The 19,220-nt window shown below is 72.3% G+C and carries 21 protein-coding genes; 10 read left to right on the top strand and 11 right to left on the bottom strand.

The genetic code is table 11. The features are described 5' to 3' along the window. Positions 1-100: 100 nt before the first annotated feature. Positions 101-1,396 carry a citrate synthase gene (locus Q9S71_RS11400; RefSeq protein ID WP_064001808.1) on the top strand — a complete coding sequence of 432 codons (1,296 nt, stop codon included), beginning with the start codon at positions 101-103 and terminating at the stop codon, positions 1,394-1,396. Positions 1,397-1,427: 31 nt separating this feature from the next. After that, complete coding sequence (locus tag Q9S71_RS11395; RefSeq protein ID WP_311862442.1) at positions 1,428-1,907, top strand: SHOCT domain-containing protein; 480 nt, start codon at positions 1,428-1,430, stop codon at positions 1,905-1,907. Between the two features lie 4 nt (positions 1,908-1,911). Here the strand turns inward: Q9S71_RS11395 and dapD are convergent, their stop codons facing one another. After that, a complete protein-coding gene (gene dapD, locus Q9S71_RS11390; protein WP_064001809.1) occupies positions 1,912-2,856 on the bottom strand; it encodes a 2,3,4,5-tetrahydropyridine-2,6-dicarboxylate N-succinyltransferase in 945 nt (314 codons plus the stop codon). A gap of 37 nt (positions 2,857-2,893) precedes the next feature. Between dapD and dapE the strand changes: the two genes are divergently transcribed. From dapE to Q9S71_RS11375, 3 genes are all read left to right on the top strand, one after another. Further along, on the top strand, positions 2,894-3,970 hold the full coding sequence (gene dapE / locus Q9S71_RS11385) for a succinyl-diaminopimelate desuccinylase (protein ID WP_064001810.1): 1,077 nt from the start codon (positions 2,894-2,896) through the stop codon (positions 3,968-3,970). Beyond that, positions 3,952-5,151: a hypothetical protein gene (locus Q9S71_RS11380; RefSeq protein WP_311862441.1), complete on the top strand. Its 1,200-nt coding sequence runs from the start codon at positions 3,952-3,954 to the stop codon at positions 5,149-5,151. Before dapE ends, Q9S71_RS11380 begins: the two co-directional genes overlap by 19 nt. A 93-nt stretch (positions 5,152-5,244) precedes the next feature. Beyond that, entirely contained in the window at positions 5,245-5,418 is a 174-nt protein-coding gene (locus Q9S71_RS11375) for a DUF3117 domain-containing protein (protein WP_064506455.1), read from the top strand. 69 nt (positions 5,419-5,487) lie between these two features. Here Q9S71_RS11375 and Q9S71_RS11370 read toward each other — a convergent pair whose 3' ends face one another. Then, entirely contained in the window at positions 5,488-6,126 is a 639-nt protein-coding gene (locus tag Q9S71_RS11370) for an O-methyltransferase (RefSeq protein ID WP_311862440.1), read from the bottom strand. Between the two features lie 75 nt (positions 6,127-6,201). Here Q9S71_RS11370 and Q9S71_RS11365 point away from each other — a divergent pair, with 75 nt between their 5' ends. Next, a complete protein-coding gene (locus Q9S71_RS11365) occupies positions 6,202-6,588 on the top strand; it encodes a twin-arginine translocase TatA/TatE family subunit (RefSeq protein WP_064001812.1) in 387 nt (128 codons plus the stop codon). A gap of 20 nt (positions 6,589-6,608) precedes the next feature. Here the strand turns inward: Q9S71_RS11365 and Q9S71_RS11360 are convergent, their stop codons facing one another. From Q9S71_RS11360 to Q9S71_RS11350, 3 genes are read right to left on the bottom strand one after another with little or no spacing between them, the layout of a single operon-like run. Beyond that, complete coding sequence (locus Q9S71_RS11360; protein WP_311862439.1) at positions 6,609-7,745, bottom strand: Mrp/NBP35 family ATP-binding protein; 1,137 nt, start codon at positions 7,743-7,745, stop codon at positions 6,609-6,611. Beyond that, entirely contained in the window at positions 7,742-8,272 is a 531-nt protein-coding gene (locus tag Q9S71_RS11355) for a DUF1003 domain-containing protein (protein ID WP_064001814.1), read from the bottom strand. The genes Q9S71_RS11360 and Q9S71_RS11355 overlap by 4 nt, the downstream gene beginning before the upstream one ends. Then, positions 8,272-9,534, bottom strand: a complete 1,263-nt coding sequence (locus Q9S71_RS11350) for a magnesium transporter MgtE N-terminal domain-containing protein (RefSeq protein ID WP_217530245.1) — start codon at positions 9,532-9,534, stop codon at positions 8,272-8,274. Before Q9S71_RS11350 ends, Q9S71_RS11355 begins: the two co-directional genes overlap by 1 nt. Before the next feature lie 72 nt (positions 9,535-9,606). On the opposite strand from Q9S71_RS11350, the gene Q9S71_RS11345 reads away from it, so the two are divergent. Both Q9S71_RS11345 and Q9S71_RS11340 read left to right on the top strand, forming a co-directional pair. Further along, positions 9,607-10,332 carry a YflT domain-containing protein gene (locus Q9S71_RS11345; RefSeq protein ID WP_311862438.1) on the top strand — a complete coding sequence of 242 codons (726 nt, stop codon included), beginning with the start codon at positions 9,607-9,609 and terminating at the stop codon, positions 10,330-10,332. Beyond that, positions 10,329-11,000, top strand: coding sequence for an alpha/beta hydrolase family protein (locus Q9S71_RS11340; RefSeq protein WP_311862437.1), 672 nt, complete (start codon positions 10,329-10,331; stop codon positions 10,998-11,000). The genes Q9S71_RS11345 and Q9S71_RS11340 overlap by 4 nt, the downstream gene beginning before the upstream one ends. Here the strand turns inward: Q9S71_RS11340 and Q9S71_RS11335 are convergent. Genes Q9S71_RS11335 through Q9S71_RS11325 form a run of 3 tightly spaced genes read right to left on the bottom strand, consistent with a single transcriptional unit; the run spans position 10,982 to position 15,231 of the window. Then, positions 10,982-12,757, bottom strand: a complete 1,776-nt coding sequence (locus tag Q9S71_RS11335; RefSeq protein WP_311862436.1) for a gamma-glutamyltransferase family protein — start codon at positions 12,755-12,757, stop codon at positions 10,982-10,984. The two genes, Q9S71_RS11340 and Q9S71_RS11335, sit on opposite strands and share 19 nt — an antisense overlap. Before the next feature lie 10 nt (positions 12,758-12,767). Further along, positions 12,768-14,186, bottom strand: a complete 1,419-nt coding sequence (locus tag Q9S71_RS11330; RefSeq protein WP_311862435.1) for an aminopeptidase P family protein — start codon at positions 14,184-14,186, stop codon at positions 12,768-12,770. 31 nt (positions 14,187-14,217) lie between these two features. Beyond that, positions 14,218-15,231, bottom strand: a complete 1,014-nt coding sequence (locus Q9S71_RS11325) for an endonuclease/exonuclease/phosphatase family protein (protein WP_311862434.1) — start codon at positions 15,229-15,231, stop codon at positions 14,218-14,220. Between the two features lie 56 nt (positions 15,232-15,287). Between Q9S71_RS11325 and Q9S71_RS11320 the strand changes: the two genes are divergently transcribed. Beyond that, a complete protein-coding gene (locus Q9S71_RS11320; protein ID WP_311862433.1) occupies positions 15,288-16,163 on the top strand; it encodes a PHP domain-containing protein in 876 nt (291 codons plus the stop codon). A gap of 14 nt (positions 16,164-16,177) precedes the next feature. Here the strand turns inward: Q9S71_RS11320 and Q9S71_RS11315 are convergent, their stop codons facing one another. Then, positions 16,178-17,698 carry a DEAD/DEAH box helicase gene (locus Q9S71_RS11315; protein ID WP_311862432.1) on the bottom strand — a complete coding sequence of 507 codons (1,521 nt, stop codon included), beginning with the start codon at positions 17,696-17,698 and terminating at the stop codon, positions 16,178-16,180. A gap of 144 nt (positions 17,699-17,842) precedes the next feature. Between Q9S71_RS11315 and Q9S71_RS11310 the strand changes: the two genes are divergently transcribed. Continuing rightward, the gene (locus Q9S71_RS11310) at positions 17,843-18,577 is read left to right on the top strand and encodes a ferritin-like fold-containing protein (RefSeq protein WP_311862431.1); all 735 of its coding nucleotides are present in this window, start codon (positions 17,843-17,845) and stop codon (positions 18,575-18,577) included. A 33-nt stretch (positions 18,578-18,610) separates the two neighbouring features. Here Q9S71_RS11310 and Q9S71_RS11305 read toward each other — a convergent pair whose 3' ends face one another. Beyond that, entirely contained in the window at positions 18,611-18,901 is a 291-nt protein-coding gene (locus tag Q9S71_RS11305) for a hypothetical protein (protein ID WP_311862430.1), read from the bottom strand. 1 nt (position 18,902) lies between these two features. Further along, positions 18,903-19,124, bottom strand: a complete 222-nt coding sequence (locus Q9S71_RS11300; protein WP_064001825.1) for a DUF3107 domain-containing protein — start codon at positions 19,122-19,124, stop codon at positions 18,903-18,905. Between the last annotated feature and the right edge of the window lie 96 nt (positions 19,125-19,220).

The following is a 19,220-nucleotide window of genomic DNA, read 5'->3' as shown; positions in this document are numbered from 1 at the left end:
TTTCCTCTCACGGATGCCGCGATCCGTTGGGCGCGTCAGGAGAGGCGCCATCTCCCCGTTAGGCTGTAGAGACCGCTCCCGACGACCGCAAGGAGGCTTCGTGACCAACGCGGACACCCCTCAGAAGGCCACCGTGACCATCGGTGACACGACCGCGGAGCTCCCGCTCGTCGCCGGAAGCGAAGGGGTACCGAGCGTCGACTTCTCGACGTTCACGAAGCAGACCGGGCACACCTCGCTCGACTACGGCTTCGTGAACACCGCTTCGACGAAGTCCGCGATCACGTACATCGATGGTGACCAGGGCATCCTGCGGTACCGCGGGTACCCGATCGAGCAGCTCGCACAGCACAGCACCTACCTCGAGGTCGCCTGGCTCCTCATCTACGGCGAGCTTCCCACGGCGGACGAGCTGGCCGGCTGGGACGAGAAGATCCGGCGCCACACGCTCCTGCACGAGGACCTCAAGCACTTCTTCTCAGCTCTGCCGCATACCGCGCACCCGATGTCGGTCCTCTCGGCCGCAACGGCCGCGCTCTCGACCTACTACGAGGGCCAGAGCGACCCGCACAACCCGGAGCACGTCGAGCTCAACACGATCCGCATGCTCGCGAAGCTCCCCGTGATCGCGGCGTACGCGCACAAGAAGAGCATCGGGCACGCGTTCCTCTACCCCGACAACTCGCTGAGCTTCGTCGACAACTTCCTCAAGCTGAACTTCGGCAACAACGCCGAACCCTACGAGATCAACCCGGTCATGTCGCGGGCGCTCGAGCGGCTGCTCATCCTGCACGAGGACCACGAGCAGAACGCGTCGACCTCGACCGTGCGGCTCGTCGGGTCGACCGGGGCCAACCAGTTCTCGTCGATCTCGGCCGGCATCAACGCGCTCTACGGGCCGCTCCACGGCGGCGCGAACGAGGCCGTCCTCGACATGCTCGCGCGCATCCGTGACTCGGGAGAGAGCGTGCAGCGCTTCGTCGAGCGGGTGAAGAACAAGGAAGACGGCGTCAAGCTCATGGGCTTCGGGCACCGCGTCTACAAGAACTACGACCCGCGCGCGAAGCTCGTCAAGGAATCCGCCGACGAGGTCCTCCGCGAACTCGGCGTCGAGGACCCGCTCCTCGCCCTCGCCAACGAGCTCGAGGAGATCGCGCTCAACGACGACTACTTCAAGGAGCGTCGCCTCTACCCGAACGTCGACTTCTACACCGGCGTCATCTACAAGGCGATGGGCTTCCCGACACGGATGTTCACGCCCCTGTTCGCGATCGGTCGGCTTCCCGGCTGGCTCGCGCACTGGCGCGAGATGCAGAACGACCCGCAGACCAAGATCGGTCGCCCGCAGCAGCTCTACACGGGAGCGACGGAGCGGGACTACCCCGTTTCCCGCTGACGCACGCCCCGCACCCCGCTAGGGTGTGCCCATGGGGTGGATGCCGGGGGTAGGACTGACCTTCGACGATTCGGGTTTCGTCGACGACAGCGGGTACATCGATGACGGGGTGATCGGCGTGCCGCCGGGCGTGGACGACGGCGGGGTCATGGATCCCACCGGCATGGACGGGATGGCGTCGGGGTTCTCGGCCGTCTTCGGCCTGGTCCTGGTGCTCGGCATCGTCGGGGCGGTCTTCGGGCTCGTCATCCGCGCGCGGAAGTATCGCATCCTGAGCGACGCGGGGATCGACCCGCTGACCGTGGATGCGCAGATCGCCGCCAAGGTGCTGCGCAGCGACGCGCTCGCGCCCGCGGCATCCGAGCCGGCGGTCGCGACACCGCCTGCCGCGCCGACCCCTGCCGTGCCGACCATCGAGCAGCGCCTGATCGAACTCGACGGTCTCCGGGCGCGCGGCATCATCAGCGACGAGGAGCACCGCGAGGCGCGGGCCGCCGTCCTGAAGGGCTGACCCCTCAGGCGTGCAGGTCGGCGTTGAGGGTGACCCCGACGCCCTCGCGACGCACGGCCTCGACGGCGCCCGTGAGCGAGTTGCGCCGGAACAGGATGCCGCTCCGCCCCGACAGTTCGGCGGCCTTCGCCGTCGGCACAGTGCCGTCGGCCCGCGGCGTCTCGCCCACGAGAACGACCTTGGTCCCGCCGGTCAGGTAGAGACCCGCTTCGACGATGCAGTCGTCGCCGAGGGAGATTCCGATGCCGGCGTTCGCGCCCAGCAGGGTGCGGCGACCGATCGAGACCCGGTGGCTGCCGCCGCCCGAGAGCGTGCCCATGATCGACGCGCCGCCGCCGATGTCGCTACCGTCGCCGACGACGACACCCTGCGAGATCCGTCCCTCGACCATCGAGGCACCGAGCGTCCCGGCGTTGAAGTTGACGAACCCCTCGTGCATCACCGTGGTCCCCGGCGCGAGGTGCGCCCCGAGCCGGACGCGCGAGGCGTCGGCGATGCGCACGCCCGAGGGGACGACGTAGTCGGTGAGCCGCGGGAACTTGTCGATCCCGGCGACCTGGATGCCGGCGCGCTGCAGCGTCGGGCGCAGACGGGTGAGATCCTGCGGGTGCATCGGTCCGGCGCTCGTCCACGCGACGTTCGGCAGGTGCCCGAAGATGCCGGTGAGGTCGAGCTCGTTCGGGGCGACGAGGCGGTGCGAGAGCGCGTGCAGGCGGAGGTAGGCGTCGGAGGTGCCCGCGGGCGGCGCGTCGAGGTCGATCTCGACGACGACGACACCGACGGTGACGGCGCGCCGCTCGTCGTCGCCGGCGTGGGCGGCGAGGTCGGTCGTGTCCACCTCGGCGGGTGCCCGGCCGACAGCCGGTGCGGGGTACCAGGTGTCGAGGACGGTGCCGTCCTCGCTCGTCGTCGCCAGACCGATGCCCCAGACCCACCGTGCGTCACTCATGGTTCCAGGCTATCGGGCCGTCGTTAGACTCGACGTCATGCCCCGGCTCGACCTCCGCTCCACCGCTGTCGACCTGACACGGACCATCTGCGACATCCCGAGCGTGTCGGACGACGAGACCGTCCTCGCGGACGCGATCTTCGAGGCCGTCTCGGAGCTGCCGCACCTCGAGGTCCACCGCGACGGCGACACGATCGTCGCGCGCACCCGCCTCGGGCGCGCGCAGCGTGTCGCGATCGCCGGGCACATCGACACGGTCCCCATCAACGGCAACGTCCCGACCCGCGACATCGAGGTCGACGGCGAGCCGTACCTCTGGGGCCGCGGCACCGTCGACATGAAGGCCGGTGTCGCCGTCCAACTGAAGCTGGCCGCCGAGCTCACCGATCCCCGTGTCGACATCACCTGGATGTGGTACGACCACGAGGAGGTCGCCGCCGACCTCAACGGGTTGAATCGGCTCGCGGCATCCCGTCCGGACCTCTTCGCGGCCGACTTCGCGATCCTCGGCGAACCCTCCGACGGGCAGGTGGAGGGCGGCTGCAACGGCACCCTCCGCGCGGTGGTGCGCACCTCCGGCGTGCGCGCGCACAGCGCCCGTGCGTGGGTCGGCGAGAACGCGATCCACAAGGCCGCTCCGATCCTCGCTCGGCTCGCCGAGTACCGGCCGCGGGAGATCGAGGTCGACGGACTGCTCTACCGTGAGGGCCTCAACGCCGTCGCGATCCGCGGCGGCATCGCCGGCAACGTCATCCCCGACGCCTGCGAGGTCGACGTCAACTTCCGCTTCGCTCCGAGCCGGGATGCCGCCGCCGCCGAGGCGCACGTGCGCGACGTCCTGGCGGGATTCGAGGTCGAGATCGTGGACCTGTCCGAGGGGGCCCGGCCAGGGCTCGACGCGCCGCTCGCGCGGGAGTTCGTCGCGGCGGTCGGCGCGGTGCCGAAGCCGAAGTACGGCTGGACCGACGTCGCGCGGTTCTCGGCGATGGGCGTTCCCGCGGTCAACTACGGCCCGGGCGATCCGCACTTGGCCCATCACGACGAGGAGCGCGTGCCGATCGCGCAGATCGAGGACGTCGAGCGGGGCCTGCGGGCATGGCTGAGCGGCGACTGAGGTCCGCAGCCTCCGTCGCCGGCACCGTCGCCGCCGTCTACCTCTCGGCACGCCTCGTCACGACCCTGTTCTTCTGGGCCGCGGCGAGCCTCTCCGGACCCACCTCGCGCTTCGGCGCGGACGCCACCATCCCGTCGCTCGCGATGGGATGGGACGCCCAGTGGTACTGGGTGATCGCCGATCGCGGCTACCCGTCCGAGCTCCCGGTGAACGACACCGGGCAGGTGACCGAGAACCCGTGGGCGTTCATGCCGCTGTTCCCCGTGCTCGCCCGGACGCTGGGCGCCGTCCTCGGCGGCTACCCGGCGGGAGCGGTGGTGCTGGCGCTCGGGGCCGGGTACGCGGCATCCGTGGTGCTCTTCGTGCTGCTGCGCGGACGCCTCGGCGAGACGGCGTCGCTCTGGGCGGTGGTGCTCTTCGCCAACGGTCCGCTCGCCGCCCTGTTCCAGATGGGGTACGCCGAGTCGCTCCTGCTGGTCTGGCTGTTCCTCGCGCTGTGGGCGCTCCAGCGCCGGCGGTTCGGCTGGATCTATCCGCTCGTCGTCCTGATGGGCTTCACCCGGCCGGGGGTGCTCGCGTTCGCCCTGCTGCTGGGCCTCTATGGGATCCATCGGTGGATGCGGCGGCGCGTCGATCCGCTGCCGACCCCGCACATCGTCCACATCATCGCCCTGGGCGCCCTCGCGACGATCGTGGGATTCGCCTGGCAGGTCATCGCCGGTGTCGCGACGGGGGATCCCTCCGCGTACCTCGAGACCGAGCTCGCCTGGCGGCGCAGCTGGGTCGGCTCCGAGGAGCAGTTCGTCCCCTTCGCCGGTTTCGTGCAGGCATCCTCGCTCTGGTTCGGCATCTGGGGGCTGCCGCCGATGCTCGGACCGATCGCCCTCGCCGTCCTGGTCGTGGGGGCCGCCGCGCTCCTCGTGCGGGCACCCCAGGTGCGCCGTCTCGGGCCCGAGATCCGGCTGTGGGGCGCGAGTTACCTCGTCTACCTGCTCGCGGTGTTCTTCCCGCAGTCGAGCGTTTTCCGGCTGCTGCTGCCCCTCACGCCCGTGGCCGCCGCCGTGGCGGTCCCGCCCTCACGATGGTGGCGGATCGGGATGCTGGTGCTGTGCCTCGGCGGGCAGTGGCTGTGGATCCACGAGATGCTCGCGCTCGGCGACACGTTCTACCGGATTCCGTGACGATAAGCGTCCGCTGAGAGGCGCGCGCGCCGAAGGCGATCAGCCCATTGGGTAGACTAATGGGGAAGGCCGAAGACGAAAGGGAGCCCCACAATGGCAGCCATGAAGCCGCGCACCGGAGACGGACCTATGGAGGCCGTCAAGGAAGGCCGCCTCATCATCGTGCGTGTTCCACTCGAGGGGGGCGGTCGACTGGTCGTCTCGGTGAACGACGACGAGGCGAAGGAACTCCACAGTGTTCTCAGCGGGGTCGTCGGCGCCGCCTGACCCCGACTCGATGCGAAAGGCCGGTCTCCGTGGGGACCGGCCTTTCGGCGTATCCGGCGTGCGCCGGGATCAGCCCGGGTCGGCGACGGTCGTCAGCTGCAGGAGTCCCTCGCCGACGATCGAGAGGGCCCCGAGGACCGCCGGGGAGGCCTGGGTCTCCTGGATCAGCGAGCGGTACGCCGTCTCGAGAGGGCCGCGACGGACCGGGTCGGCGACGGCGCCGCCGGCCAGGACCCGCGGGACGAGCACCGTTCCGCCCGCCCGGGCGAGCCGGAGGCCGTGCTCGACGTACTCGATGACGCCGTCCGGGTCCGCGTCGATGAGGACGATGTCGTAGGAGGCCTCGTTCATCCGCGGCAGGACGTCGGCGGCGCGGCCCGTGATGAAGCGCGCGCGGGCGGCGGGGACGCGGGCGTCGGTGAACGCCTTCCGCGCCACGGCGAGGTGCTCGGGCTCCTTGTCGATCGTCGTGAGTGTCGCCCGGGGGGACCCGTGCAGCAGCCACAGCCCCGAGACGCCGCCGCCGGTGCCGATCTCGACGATGTTCAGCGCGCGGCTCGCCGCGGCGATCACCGCGCACTGCGCGCCCACCTCGGGACTGATCGGATTCGCGCCGATCTCGAGGGCGTGCGCTCGCGCCCGGGCGATGGCATCGGGTTCGACCGTCGCCTCGGCAGCAAACCTCCGGACCGCCTCGTGATCTCCCATGTGGTGAACCTCCTCCGCCCAGCCTAGGCGGGCCCGCATGCCGCAACCCTCAGGCGCACGGGTAACCTGGGAAGCATGTCGAACGGGCTCGATCTGGAGAAGATCCTCCTCATCGCGCTCATCGCCGCACTCCTGCTGGGGCCCGAGCGCCTGCCGGGTTACGCGGCCTCCCTCGCACGTCTGACGCGCCGCGTCCGCGACTGGCTAGACGGCGCGCGGACCCGCGTCAAGGAGGAGATGGGGGACGACTTCGACGAGATCGAGTGGCGCAAGCTCGATCCGCGGCAGTACGACCCCCGGCGCATCATCCGCGAGGCGCTCATCGACGACGCGCCCGTGAAGCCCGTCGCCGCCGGGGCGGCGGCGATGACCGCGGTCGCGGCGCCTCCGGCACCCGAGGTCACGACGGCGGTCGATGCGGTCGATGCGGGCGTCGTCCCGTTCGACTCCGAAGCCACCTGACCGGCGGCATCCGTCTCTCCTCAGGCGGGGGAGACGGGGAGGGCGCGACCGGCGAGCGAGGAGCGCGTCGAGACGAGGGTGTCGGCGACCGCCGAGATCGCACGCGCCGCGGGATCACCGGGATCGGCGAGGACGACCGGTTCGCCCTCATCGCCGCCGCGGCGGAGGGCAGGGCTCAGCGGGATCGAGCCGAGGAGCGGCACCGCGGCGTCGTCGGTCGATAGCTCGGCGGCGACCGCCGCCCCGCCGCCGGCGCCGAACACGTCGACGAGGGTGCCGTCGGGAAGGGCGAAGGCCGCCATGTTCTCGATGACGCCGACGATGCGCTGGCCCGTCTGACGCGCCACGACGCCGCTGCGGACGGCGACGTCGGCCGCGGCCGCCTGCGGCGTCGTCACCACGAGGACCTCGGCGTGCGGAAGGAGCTGACCCACGGAGATCGCCACGTCCCCGGTCCCCGGTGGCATGTCGATGAGGAGCACGTCGAGGTCGCCGAAGTGCACGTCGGTGAGGAACTGCTGCACCGTGCGGTGCAACATCGGCCCGCGCCAGGCGACGGCGGGGGAGGAGCCCTCCGGCAGGAACATCCCGATCGAGATCGTCTTCACGCCGTGGGCGACCGGCGGCAGCATGAGGTCGTCGAGGCGGGTCGGCTGCGGCGGGCGGCCGTCCTCGCCGATGAGGCCGAGGAGTCCCGGGATCGAGAAGCCGTGCACGTCCGCGTCGATCAGCCCGACGGCCAACCCTCGCGTCGCCAGGGCGACGGCGAGGTTCGCCGTGAGGGTGGACTTGCCCACACCGCCCTTGCCGCTCGTGACCGCGATGACACGGGTCAGCGCGTCGGCGGTGAACGGCATGCGACGCGCGCCGCGGATCCGCTCGACGAGGGCCGAGCGCTCCGCCGCCGTCATGACGCCCACGTCGACGCGGACGTCGTCGACGCCCGGGACGGATGCCGCGGCATCCCGCACGTCCCGCTCGATGCGGTCCGCGGCGGGGCATCCGACGATCGTCAGGGCGATGCCGACGTGCGCGGTCCCCTCGTCGAGGGCGATCTCCCGAACCATGTCGAGCTCGCCGATCGGGCGCCGCAGCTCCGGGTCGATGACGGCGGACACGGCACGGCGGACGTCGTCGGCCGTCGCGGGGGTGCTCACGAGGAGCGGGCGTCGTCGCCGGGCTGGTCGCGCTCGTCGAGACGCTCGATGAGGGCCTTGAGCTCCTGGCGGAGCACGTCGCGGCTGATCATCTCGTCCTGCATGTCGGTGAGCGCCATCCGCAGGGCCACGACCTCGCGGGCGAGGTATTCGGTGTCGGCGAGGTTGCGCTCGGCCCGCTGACGGTCCTGCTCGATCTGCACGCGGTCCCGGTCGTCCTGCCGGTTCTGGGCGAGGAGGATGAGGGGAGCGGCGTACGAGGCCTGGAGCGACAGCATGAGCGTCAGGGCGGTGAACCCGAGCGCCGCATCGTCGAAGCGCAGTCCCTCGGGCGCGGCGGTGTTCCAGACGATCCAGGCGACGCAGAAGAGCGTCAGGATGAGCAGGAACGCGGGGGTCCCCATCGCCCGGGCGATCCACTCCGTGAACCGACCGAAGCGGTCGCGGGAGGGCTGCGGGGTGCGGCTGAGCACGCTCGTGCGCCGCCCGCGGGGCGCCTCGAACCCGGACTTCGGCGCGCGTGCCATCATCGCCGCACCTCCGGACCCTGTCGCGGCGCGTCCTGCGATCGCCAGTCGTCGGGCAGCAGGTAGTCGATCACGTCGTCGACCGTGACCGTGCCGACGAGGTGGCGGGCCTGATCGACGACGGGCAGCGAGACGAGGTTGTAGCTCGCGAGGAGACGGGCGACCTCGGCGGCGCTGGCCGAGACGGTGACGGGCTCGACGGTGTCGTCGATGATGGCGCCCAGCCGCTCGTGTGGCGGGTAGCGCAGCATCCGCTGGAAGTGCACGACACCCAGCAGGCGCCCCGTCGGGGTCTCGTAGGGCGGCAGGGTCACGAAGACGGCGGCCGCGAGGGCGGGGTGCAGTTCGTGCCGGCGGATGAGGGCGAGCGCCTCGGCGACGGTCGCGTCGGCGGACAGCACGATCGGTTCGCTGGTCATGAGACCGCCCGCGGTGTCGGGGCCGTGCTCGAGGAGGGCGCGGACGTCCTCGGCCTCCTCGGGCTCCATGAGGTCGAGCAGCTGTCCGGCGCGGGCATCCGACAGCTGACCCAGCACGTCGGCCGCGTCGTCCGGTTCCATCGCGTCGAGGATGTCGGCGGCGCGCTCGTCGCCGAGGGCTTCGAGGATGTGCACCTGCTCGTCCTCGGGCATCTCCTCGAGGGCGTCGGCGAGACGGTCGTCGGGGAGCTCCTCCGCCACCTCGAGCAGGCGCTCCTCGGGGAGGTCGAGGAGCGTGTTGGCGAGGTCGGCGGGCTTGAGCTCGGAGTATGAGGCGACCAGGAGCTCGGCGGACTGCGTCTGTCCCGCGACCTGCTCGTCGCGCACGTCGTTCCACTGCGCGAAGGTCGTCGGCCCCTTGGCGAACGGCGACGCGCTGGTCTTGGGGCGGCGCAGGAACAACTGCCCCACCTGCCAGTCGCCCAGGCGGTCGCGCTCGATGGCGACATCCTCGATCACGGCGGAGCCCGACCCGTCGGTGAGGTGCACGTTGCGGCCGATGAGCTCCGTCATGACACGCACCTCGCCGCCGCGCTGCTCGAAGCGGCGGACGTTGATGAGGCCGGTCGTGATGACCTGGCCGCTCGCGATCGAGGTGACCCGTCCGATGGACAGGAACACGTTGCGTCGGCCGGGGATCTCGACCACGAGCCCGACCACTCTCGGAGGGTCGTCCTTGCGGTAGATCACGACCACATCGCGGACCTTCCCCAGACGGTCGCCCGCGGGGTCGAAGACGGCGCACCCGGTCAGGCGCGCGACGAAGACCCGTTGCGTACTCACCCGACCAGCGTAGTCGGCGGATCCCTCGCGCTCCCTGCGCCCACGCAAAGGCTCGCGTGGGAGACTGAGGCCATGAGCATGATGGGTGGGGCCCCGAAGGAACACGGTGCGACGGTCGCGGAGTACTCGTCGTACGAGGCGGCGCAGAAGTCGGTGTCGACCCTCATCGGCGCGGACGTCCCGGCGCAGGACATCGCCATCGTCGGACGCGGGCTGCGCTCGGTCGAGCGCGTCACCGGTCGGTTGGGATACGCGACCGCGGCGCGGTCCGGCGCGATCAACGGCGTCCTGCTCGGTCTACTGTTCGCCGCGATCTTCGTGCTCGGCAGCCCCGGCGCCGCCCTGCAGCTGTTCGTCGGCGTGATGCTCGTCGGCATCGCGCTCGGCATGCTCATGAGCATCATCAGCTACTCGATCCTGCGCCGTCGTCGCGACTTCACCTCGGTGACCCAGGTCATCGCCGACCACTACGACGTGACGGTGCTGCCTCGCAGCTTCGGCCGCGCCAAGGAACTGCTCGGCGCCGCGGCGGCCCCGACCGCCCCGCCGGCACCGCCGACCGACATGACGGCGCCTCCGCGTTACGGCGAGCGTGTCGACCCGGCCGCTCCCGTCCCCGGGGCGGGGGAGCGCGTCGACCCCGCACCCGCGCCGGGCGAACACGTGGACCCGGCCGAGCCGCCCCGGTACGGCGAGCGCGTCGACCCGGCGCCCGTCCCGCCCGTGACGCCGCCGCAGACGACGCCGCAGCAGGGCGGCGCACCGGCGCAGCCTCCCGCTCCCGACGCGCCGCGATGATCCCGGTCACCCTGCCCGCGGGCGGGGTCGAACTGGCCGTGGTGATCGACGCCGCCCCCGAGCCTACGGCGATCGTCGCGCTCGCCCACGGCGCGGGCGCGGGGCACGAGCACCCGTTCCTCGCCGGCGCGGCAGGCGCGTGGTCCGCCGCCGGGTTCACGACGATGCGGTTCGACTTCCCGTACCGTCAGGCAGGACGACGGATGCCGGGGCCCGCCGCGCACGCGATCGAGACGTGGGCCGCCGTCGAGGAGTTCTGCCGTCGCCTGACCCCCGGCATCCCGTTCGTGGCGGCGGGCAAGTCCTACGGTGGGCGGATGGCGTCGATGGCCGCGGCGGAGGGTCGGATCGCCCCCGACGCGCTCGTGTACCTCGGCTATCCGCTGCACCCGCCGGGGAAGCCCGAGAACGCCCGCACGGCGCACCTGCCGGCCGTCGCCGCGCCCCAGCTGTTCCTGTCGGGGACCAAGGACCCGTTCCTGCAGCCGCTCGGTGACCTGGAGGCCGCGGTCGCCGCGTGCCGGGACGCGGACATCCTCTGGTTCGAGGGTGCCCGGCACTCGTTCGAGGTCGCCGGCCGTGCTCTGCCGGCGGACGAAGTGGGTGCGGCGACCGCGTCTGCCGCGCTCCCGTGGCTGCGCGAGCGGGTTCAGCGCCCCGCGGCGTAACCCTGCACACCGCGGGGGTTCGCCGCCGCCCACAGGATGCCGGTGGCCCGGTCGACCCCGACGGCCGAGAGCCGTCCGAGCGACCAGTCGCCCGCACGCGTGACCCGATGGCCCCGGTCGGCGAGGCCGCCGAGGACCTCGTCGCCGAGACGGTCCTCCGCGACGACTCCCGTCGGATCCCAGGTGCGCGGCCAGAACGAGTCGACCATGCCCGTCGTGTGGAGGGTGGGGGCGTCGATCGCCTGCTGCGCGGTGTACCCGCCGACGAACATGCGCAGGAGCATCGGCAGCTGCCACTGGTCCTGCTGATCGCCGCCGGGCGTCCCCATGGCGATGCGGGTGGCGCCGTCGTGCACGAGCGTCGGCGACAGCGTCGTGCGCGGCCGCGCGCCGGGTCGGAGCGCCGCGGGCGAGTCCTCGTCGAGCCACGTCATCTGCAGGCGTGTCCCGAGGCAGAAGCCGAGCGAGGGGATGACGGGGGACGACTGCAGCCACCCGCCCGATGGCGTGACCGCGACGACGTTGCCCCAGCGGTCCGCGACGTCGATGTGGCAGGTGTCCCCGCGGGTCGCTCCCGAACGGGCGACGGTCGGTTCGCCCGTGCCCGCGGCGGCGGCGCCGTCGCGTCGGAGCGGCGGGCGCCACGGGTCCCGATCCGCCAGGCGCGCGGGGCGCCACTGCGACGAGGCCCGATCGCCGAGGTCGGCCCGACGTGCGGCGACGACGTCGTCCGCGAGGAGGGCTGCGGCGTCCGCTCCCTCGCCGAAGTGGGCGTCGCGGTCGGCGAGGACGAGCTTGAGCGTCTCGACGAGGGTGTGCGCGCCCGCCGTGGTCGCGGGATCGAGGCGGTCGTCGGGGAGCGGGTCGAGGATCCGGAGCGCCTCGAGGAGTGCGGGGCCCTGTGTCCACGCGCCCGCCTTGAACACCGTGCGACCGCGGAACGGGATGGAGAGGGGCTCCTCGTACCCCGCCGGCGGGTCGACGAGGTCCGCGCGGGTGAGGACCGCGGCGTGGTCGGTGCCGCTGGAGTGCCGGTGCGGGCGGGCCAGCACGTCGCACGCGTCGCCGAGGAGCCGGCGCCATTCGGCGCGTGCCGCGTCGATCGCCGCAATCCGGTCGTCGCCCGAGCCCGCCGCGACGAGGCGTCGGAGGATCGCGGCGTACGCGGGGTTGCGATGCAGGGCGCCCGCAGCGGCGGGGGCGCCGCCGGGCATCCACAGGCCGGCGGAGGCCGGCCAGTGCTCCCGGAACAGGTCGGCGACCCGGCCGATGGTCGCCGATACCGCGGGGAGAAGCAGATGGCCGTCCTCGGCGTACCCGATCGCGAACGACAGGACGTCGGCCAGCGGCCACGTGCCGTGGTCCCGGAGCAGCAGCAGCCACGCGTCGACGGCGGCGGGGACGGCCGCGGCGAGTCCGCCCGCGCCCGGCACGAGGTCGAGGCCTTCGGCGCGGAAGTGCGCGATCGTCGCGCCGGCGGGCGCCGCGCCCTGGCCCATGAGGACCGTGGGGGTCGCGGCATCCGCCGGCTGGAAGAGACCGACGAGGTCGCCGCCGGGACCGTTCAGGTGCGGCTCCACGATGTGCAGCACGAACCCGCCCGCGCACGCGGCGTCGAACGCGTTCCCGCCCCGCTCGAGCACCGCCATGGCCGTCGCCGTCGCCGTGGCGTGCGTCGACGCGGCCATGCCGAACGTCCCCGTCAGCTGCGGGCGGGTCGTGAACGACGGCGGCGGGGTGTACCCGGCGGCGGACATCGAGGCGTCCTCAGGAGCGGGCGCGGGAGATCCAGGCCTCGATCTCGTCCGCGGTGCGAGGGATGTCCGCCGACAGGTTCACCGGGCCGTTCTCGGTCATGAGGATGTCGTCCTCGATCCGCACCCCGATGCCCCGGTACTCCTCGGGGACCGTGAGGTCGTCGATCTGGAAGTAGAGCCCGGGCTCGATCGTGAAGACCATGCCGGGCTCGAGCTCGCCGTCGTAGTACATCTCCCGCCGCGCCTGCGCGCAGTCGTGCACGTCGATGCCCAGGTGGTGGCTCGTGCCGTGCACCATGTACCGGCGGTGCTGCCCGCCCTTGTCGGCGTGGAGCGCCTCCTCGGCGGTCACGGGGAGCAGGCCCCACTCGGCCGTGCGGGCGGCGATGACGGCCATCGCCGCCTCGTGGACGGCGCGGAACTTCACCCCGGGGCGTGCCGCGGCGAAGGCCGCATCCGCCGCCTCGAGGACGGCGTCGTAGATCCGGCGCTGCACGGCGGAGAACGTCCCCGAGACCGGCAGGGTGCGGGTGATGTCGGCCGTGTAGAGGCTGTCGACCTCGACGCCCGCGTCGACCAGCACCAGGTCGCCGGGGACGACCGCGCCGTCGTTGCGGGTCCAGTGCAGGTAGCAGGCGTGCGGACCCGAAGCGGCGATCGTGTCGTACCCCTCGCCGTTGCCGTCGGTGCGCGCGCGGAGGTGGAAAACGCCCTCGATGGCACGCTCGCCGCGGGGCGTGTCGATGATGCGGGGGAGCTCGGCGACGATGTCGTCGAACCCCCGGCCGGTCGCCTCGACCGCGAGGCGCATCTGGGCGATCTCGTACGGGTCCTTCACGAGGCGCAGCTCGGACACGAACCGGGTGAGCTCGTCGTCGACCTCGACCGTGCGGTCCTCCGCCGTGCGCTGGAAGGCATCGATGTGCGCTGTGGGGATGCCGAGGTCCGCCGCGACCGCGTCGAGCGCGGGGCGCGGGCCGATCCAGAACTCGCCGATCGCGGCGTCGGCGTAGAACTCGGTCGTCGTCCGATCGGCGCGCTCGCGCAGGTACAGCGTGACGTCGTGGCCGTCGCCGGTCGGTTCGAACACGAGCACCGAGTCGGGGACGGCGTCGGCGCCCCACCCCGTCAGGTGCGAGAACGCGGAGTGCGCGCGGAAGGGGTAGTCGGTGTCGTTCGAGCGCTGCTTGTACGAGCCTGCGGGGACGACCAGGCGCGAGCCCGGGAACGCGGCGGAGACCGCCGCGCGGCGCGCTGCGGCGTACGGTGCCTCGGCGCGCTGCTCGGGCAGCGACGCGGGACGCTCGGCCCAGCCCGTCGAGATGGAGTCGAGGAAGCCGGCGGGGAAGGGCTGCTTGCGATTGGTGGTCGCTGCGGCCGCGGTCTCGGTGGTCTCCGGTGCGATGGTGTCGCGATCGTCGGTGGTCATCCTCCCAGTCTCCCACCGACCGCGCGGGACGTCAGCCCGCCCGCTCCACCTGCACGATGACCGGACGGTGATCGCCGCCCGAACCGTCGAGCGAGGTGACGACCACCGACCCGGTCGGCCGCCAGGCATCCGTCGTCATGACGTGGTCGATCGGCGCGCCGACCAGCGCCGGCCACGCGGTGTCCCAGGTCCCCACGGCGCCGTTGCCCGTCGCCGTCGTCGCGTCGTGGCAGCGGCCCATCGTGCCGCCGTCGGTCCCGAGCCGGCTCATGTGGTCGACCGTCGCGTTGAAGTCGCCGGCCATGATGACGTCGTCGCTGGCGCACTGGTCGGCGAGCCAGCGCAGGTCGCTGCGCCAGTGGTCCATGTCGCCCTGGCGAGGCGCGACGGCGTGGACGGCGACGACGATGGGACCGTCGCCGTCGACGGGCATCGCGACGACGCTGGGGACGACCGAGGTGTTGGTGGTGCCGGATGCGTCGGACTCGACGACGGCGTAGTCGCCGAGGTCGGGGGAGATGAGCAGGGTCGTGTAGGTCGCGTCCCACCCCTGGTAGTTCTCCTCGTGCACCCACATGGGGTTGCCGCGCTCGCGCATCGCGATCGCGATCGCCTCGCCGGTGTCGTCGTTCGTCTCGGGGAGTGCGACGATGTCGACGTCCATCGCGATGGCGGTCGTGACGATCGCATCGACGTCGGTGGCGGGACCCGCGGTGTTCCACGTCATGACGCGGATGCTGTCAGCCGTCTTCTCGGGCAGGCCCGTCGTCCCGACGCCGCGGACGACGAGGATGCCGACGTTCGCCCCGCTCGCGAGGAGGCCGATCATCGCGAGCCCGGCGCCGAATCCGCGGGTGCGGCGCCCGAGGCAGATCAGCAGGCCGACGAGCGCGAGAACCGCGAAGCCGACGGCGAGCACCGGGCGCAGCGACACGAGCTGCGCGATCGGGAAGGTCTGCTCGAGGCGGAAGAACTGCGGCCACGTCAGGACGGCGGCGACGATGGCGGTGGCGATCGTGAAGAGGATCCCCGTCAGTCGCAGCACACCACGAGATTAGGCGGGGAGGCTGGGGAGTTTCTGCGCGCGGTACGCTCGTGTCCATGTCCGCAGGGTCCTCCGCTCCGTCCGGCCCGTTCGGACCCGGCGACCTGCACCTGCACTCGGATCACTCCGACGGCACCGAGCCGCCCGCGGCGGTCATGGCCGCGGCGCACCGCCACGGGATCCGGACCGCCGCACTGACGGATCACGACACGACATCGGGATGGGCGGAAGCCGCCGACGCGGCCGCGTCGCTCGGCATGTCGTTCCTGCCGGGCATGGAGCTCTCGGCGCGGCACGAATGGCGGAGCGTGCACGTCCTGGCCTACCTCGTCGACCCGGACGATGCGGGGCTGCGCGCCCTGACCGACCGCATCCGGCGTTCCCGGCTCTCTCGTGCGCGCACCATGGCCGAACGGATCGGCCGCGACTACGACCTCACGTGGGAGGACATCGAGGCGCAGACCGCCGAGGGGGCGACGGTGGGCAGGCCCCACATCGCCGACGCCCTGGTGGCCCGCGGCCACGTCCGCGACCGCGGCGAGGCGTTCAGCGGCATCCTGTCCCCTCGAAGCGACTACTACGTCGCCCTGTACGCGCCCGACCCGGTCGCGGCGGTGGCGGCCGTCGCCGGCGCCGGGGGAGTGCCGGTGATCGCGCACCCGGCGGGCCGCGCCGGCCTCCTGCCCGAGCGTCTCGTGCGGGACATGCTCGAGGCGGGTCTCGCGGGCTTCGAGCTCGGCCATCGCGAGAACGTGGAACCCGCGCTCGGGGAACTGCGGCGGCTCGTCGCCGCGCGCGACCTCATCGCGACCGGCTCGAGCGACTACCACGGCCGGGGGAAGCCCAACGTGCCGGGGGAGAACACGACGTCCGAGGACGCGATCGCGAGGATCGTCGCCCTCGGGTCGGGCAGCTCGCTCGTCACGCCGTAGCGCGACGAGCGGAATCAGGCCCCCGCGACGGGCGCGCCTGCGCCCGATCCGCCCCGACGGCGGCGCCGCCGGCGCGCTGGTGCGGGCTTGCCGTCGTGGTGCTCCTTGCCGGCGCCGTCGTGCGTGCCGGCGCCGTCGACCGCGCGGTCCGCGCTGTCGGCGGACGCCGAGGACGCGTCGGATGCCGCGGCATCCGCCCCTTCGGTGAAGGTGGAGCCGACCTTCGCCTCACCGCTGCCGGAACGCCGGCGGCGGCGACGACGCGTGCCCGCCTCGCCGGACGCGTCGGCGGCGGCGTCCGCCGCGCGGGCGGGAGCGGCGCTCGACCGTGCGGGGGCCGCCTTGGGCGCCGCGGTGATGCGGCCCTTCGTGCCGGCCGGGATGTCGAGGTCCTCGAACAGGTGCGGGCTCGACGAGTACGTCTCGAGCGGCTCGGGCTGGCCGAAGTCGAGCGCGCGGTTGATGAGGGCCCACTTGTGCAGGTCGTCCCAGTCGACGAAGGTCACCGCGATGCCGGTCTTGCCGGCGCGGCCGGTGCGGCCGGCGCGGTGCAGGTAGGTCTGCTCGTCGTCGGGGATCGTGTGGTTGATGACGTGGGTGACGTCGTCGACGTCGATGCCGCGGGCGGCGACGTCGGTGGCGATGAGGACGTCCCGCTTGCCGGCCTTGAACGCGGCCATCGAGCGCTCGCGCGCCTCCTGGCTCATGTCGCCGTGGACCGCCCCGGCGCTGAAGCCGCGGTCGTTCAGTTCGTCGACGAGGCGCTGCGCGGCGCGCTTGGTGCGCGTGAAGATGACGGTCTTGCCGCGGCCCTCGGCCTGCAGGATGCGGGCGATGACCTCGTCCTTGTCGAGCGAGTGCGCGCGGTACACGAGGTGCTTGATGTTGGCCTGCGTGAGGCCCTCGTCAGGGTCGCTCGCGCGGATGTGGATCGGGTTCGACATGAACCGGCGCGCGAGGGCCACGATCGGGCCGGGCATCGTCGCCGAGTAGAGCATGGTGTGGCGGACGGGCGCGACCTTCTGGAAGATCTTCTCGATGTCGGGGAGGAAGCCGAGGTCGAGCATCTTGTCGGCCTCGTCGAGGACGACCTCGGTCGCGTTCGAGAGGTCGAGGAGTCGCTGGTTGTTGAGGTCGATGAGGCGACCGGGGGTGCCGACGACGATCTGCGCACCGGCCTTGAGCTGATCGATCTGACCCTCGTAGGCCTTGCCGCCGTAGATGGCGACGACGCTGGTGGCGCGGCCGGAGGTCAGCATGTCCATGTCCTCGTAGACCTGGACGGCCAGCTCGCGTGTCGGGACGACGATGAGGGCCTTGACGCCGGGCTCGGGGTTCAGGCCGAGTCGCTGGACGACGGGGATGCCGAAGCCGAAGGTCTTGCCGGTGCCGGTCTTGGCCTGGCCGATGATGTCCTGGCCGGGGAGGCCGAGCGGGATCGTCTGCTCCTGGATGGGGAACGTGTCGACGATGCCCTTGGCGGCGAGGGTGTCGACGATGTCCTGGTCGACGCCGAGCTCTGCGAACGTGGTCATGCTTTCCGTGCCTGTCTGGCGGTGAGATGCCGCCGTGATGAGGGGTCCACGCCCTTCACTCAGCCCCAGGCGCGGGGTCCCGATCCGACGCCGGGACCCCACCACCCTACCGGAGGGGTCCGCCGCGCCCCGTAGGCTGGTGCCGTGGTGAGGTGGTTCTGGCAGCGACGGCGGCCCCCCGGGCGCATCCTTCGGCTGCGTTCGCGCGACGAGGCGAGCGACGTCCGGCGCGTCGATTTCGAGCAGCTCGCTCCCGACCTCGCCACCTATCTCGGTCAGGCGGCCTACCTGCAGCTCGGCTACGTCGAGACCCTCAGCTCGGTCATCGAGCGCAGCCCCGAGCTCGGGCACAAGGAGTCGCTCTCACGCGCGGCCGGCGCCGCGCTGTTCAAGCACCAGGCACTCGTCGCCCTCATCCGGGACCGCGGCGACGACCCGCTCGAGCTGATGCTGCCGTTCCGCGAGCCCCTCGACGCCTTCCGCCGGGCCACCCACGGCGCGCGGCCCCTCGAGACGATGCTGTCGGTCCACCTGACGGCGGGCCTGCTCGACGACTTCTATCTATCCCTGTCCGGCAGCTACGGCGAGACCGGACGCCGGGCGGCCGCGATCCTCCGAGCGGATGCCGACCGCTCCCCGCTCGTGGGCATCATCACCGACGCGATCTCGGACGACGACGAACTGCGCTCCCTGCTGAGCCTGTGGGGGAGGCGCCTCGTCGGCGACACCCTCCTGGTCGCGCGCGCCGCGCTGCGGCCGAGCACGACGGAGCGCCCGGGAGCGCTCGACGTCGACGACGAGAAGCAGGTCGAGCCGGTGTTCACACAGCTGTTGGGGGCCCACTCGCGCCGGATGACGAGCATCGGCCTCGACGCCTGAGGCGAGCCTAGGGCGGCGGATCCGCGTCGGGAATCAGGCGATGCCGAGCTCGCGACGGGTCCGGGCGTCCCGCGCCGCGCGCGTGCGGGTGAGGAGCACGAGGTCCGCCGCGGTGAGCACGACCGGCACGAGGACGCTGGCGAGCCAGATCCACGCCGCATCCGGCCCGAGACCCGCCCAGGTGAGTGCGGTCCACGTCACGGTGCCGAGGGCAGCGCCGAGCAGCGGCCCGATCGCGACGCCGCGGAGCGAGCGCTGCGGCAGGGCGAAGTGCACGGCCATCCCCGCGATCGCCCCGAAGACCAGCGCCAGGACGACGAGCATGTCAGGCGACGAAGCCCACGCGACGCGACTGGTCGGTCCCGACCTCGACGAACGCGATGCCGGCCGTGGGGATGACGTAGGTGGCGCCCTTGGAGTCGGTGAGGGTCACGTAGGTCGCGCCGCTGTCGAGAGCGGCGGTGACGGTCTGCTTCACGGCGTCGGCCGTCTCGTTCGAGTCGAAGCCGAGCTCGCGCGAGTTCGCGATGCCGATGCGGATCTCCACGGTGATGCCTGCCTTTCCCGGCCCGGGTCTCCGGGCGCGTCTCGAGCCTACGACACCGGCTCCCGGCCCGGACGCGCGCGGCCGCTCGCTGTCGGC

It is taken from the genome of Microbacterium gawkjiense (assembly GCF_031932225.1).
GTDB classification, from domain to species: domain Bacteria; phylum Actinomycetota; class Actinomycetes; order Actinomycetales; family Microbacteriaceae; genus Microbacterium; species Microbacterium gawkjiense.
This window is presented reverse-complemented; position numbering and strand designations above follow the sequence as displayed.

What these genes read in the sequence shown, in the direction of transcription:
- Q9S71_RS11370 (WP_311862440.1), bottom strand. Translation starts at nt 6,126, where the DNA reads ATGGGAGATCACGAGGCGGTCCGGAGGTTTGCTGCCGAGGCGACGGTC.
- Q9S71_RS11355 (WP_064001814.1), bottom strand. Translation starts at nt 8,272, where the DNA reads ATGGCACGCGCGCCGAAGTCCGGGTTCGAGGCGCCCCGCGGGCGGCGC.
- Q9S71_RS11365 (WP_064001812.1), top strand. Translation starts at nt 6,202, where the DNA reads ATGTCGAACGGGCTCGATCTGGAGAAGATCCTCCTCATCGCGCTCATC.
- Q9S71_RS11340 (WP_311862437.1), top strand. Translation starts at nt 10,329, where the DNA reads ATGATCCCGGTCACCCTGCCCGCGGGCGGGGTCGAACTGGCCGTGGTG.
- dapE (WP_064001810.1), top strand. Translation starts at nt 2,894, where the DNA reads ATGCCCCGGCTCGACCTCCGCTCCACCGCTGTCGACCTGACACGGACC.
- Q9S71_RS11330 (WP_311862435.1), bottom strand. Translation starts at nt 14,186, where the DNA reads ATGACCACCGACGATCGCGACACCATCGCACCGGAGACCACCGAGACC.
- Q9S71_RS11320 (WP_311862433.1), top strand. Translation starts at nt 15,288, where the DNA reads ATGTCCGCAGGGTCCTCCGCTCCGTCCGGCCCGTTCGGACCCGGCGAC.
- Q9S71_RS11315 (WP_311862432.1), bottom strand. Translation starts at nt 17,698, where the DNA reads ATGACCACGTTCGCAGAGCTCGGCGTCGACCAGGACATCGTCGACACC.
- Q9S71_RS11395 (WP_311862442.1), top strand. Translation starts at nt 1,428, where the DNA reads ATGGGGTGGATGCCGGGGGTAGGACTGACCTTCGACGATTCGGGTTTC.
- Q9S71_RS11345 (WP_311862438.1), top strand. Translation starts at nt 9,607, where the DNA reads ATGAGCATGATGGGTGGGGCCCCGAAGGAACACGGTGCGACGGTCGCG.
- Q9S71_RS11375 (WP_064506455.1), top strand. Translation starts at nt 5,245, where the DNA reads ATGGCAGCCATGAAGCCGCGCACCGGAGACGGACCTATGGAGGCCGTC.
- Q9S71_RS11380 (WP_311862441.1), top strand. Translation starts at nt 3,952, where the DNA reads ATGGCTGAGCGGCGACTGAGGTCCGCAGCCTCCGTCGCCGGCACCGTC.
- Q9S71_RS11305 (WP_311862430.1), bottom strand. Translation starts at nt 18,901, where the DNA reads ATGCTCGTCGTCCTGGCGCTGGTCTTCGGGGCGATCGCGGGGATGGCC.
- dapD (WP_064001809.1), bottom strand. Translation starts at nt 2,856, where the DNA reads ATGAGTGACGCACGGTGGGTCTGGGGCATCGGTCTGGCGACGACGAGC.
- Q9S71_RS11335 (WP_311862436.1), bottom strand. Translation starts at nt 12,757, where the DNA reads ATGTCCGCCGCCGGGTACACCCCGCCGCCGTCGTTCACGACCCGCCCG.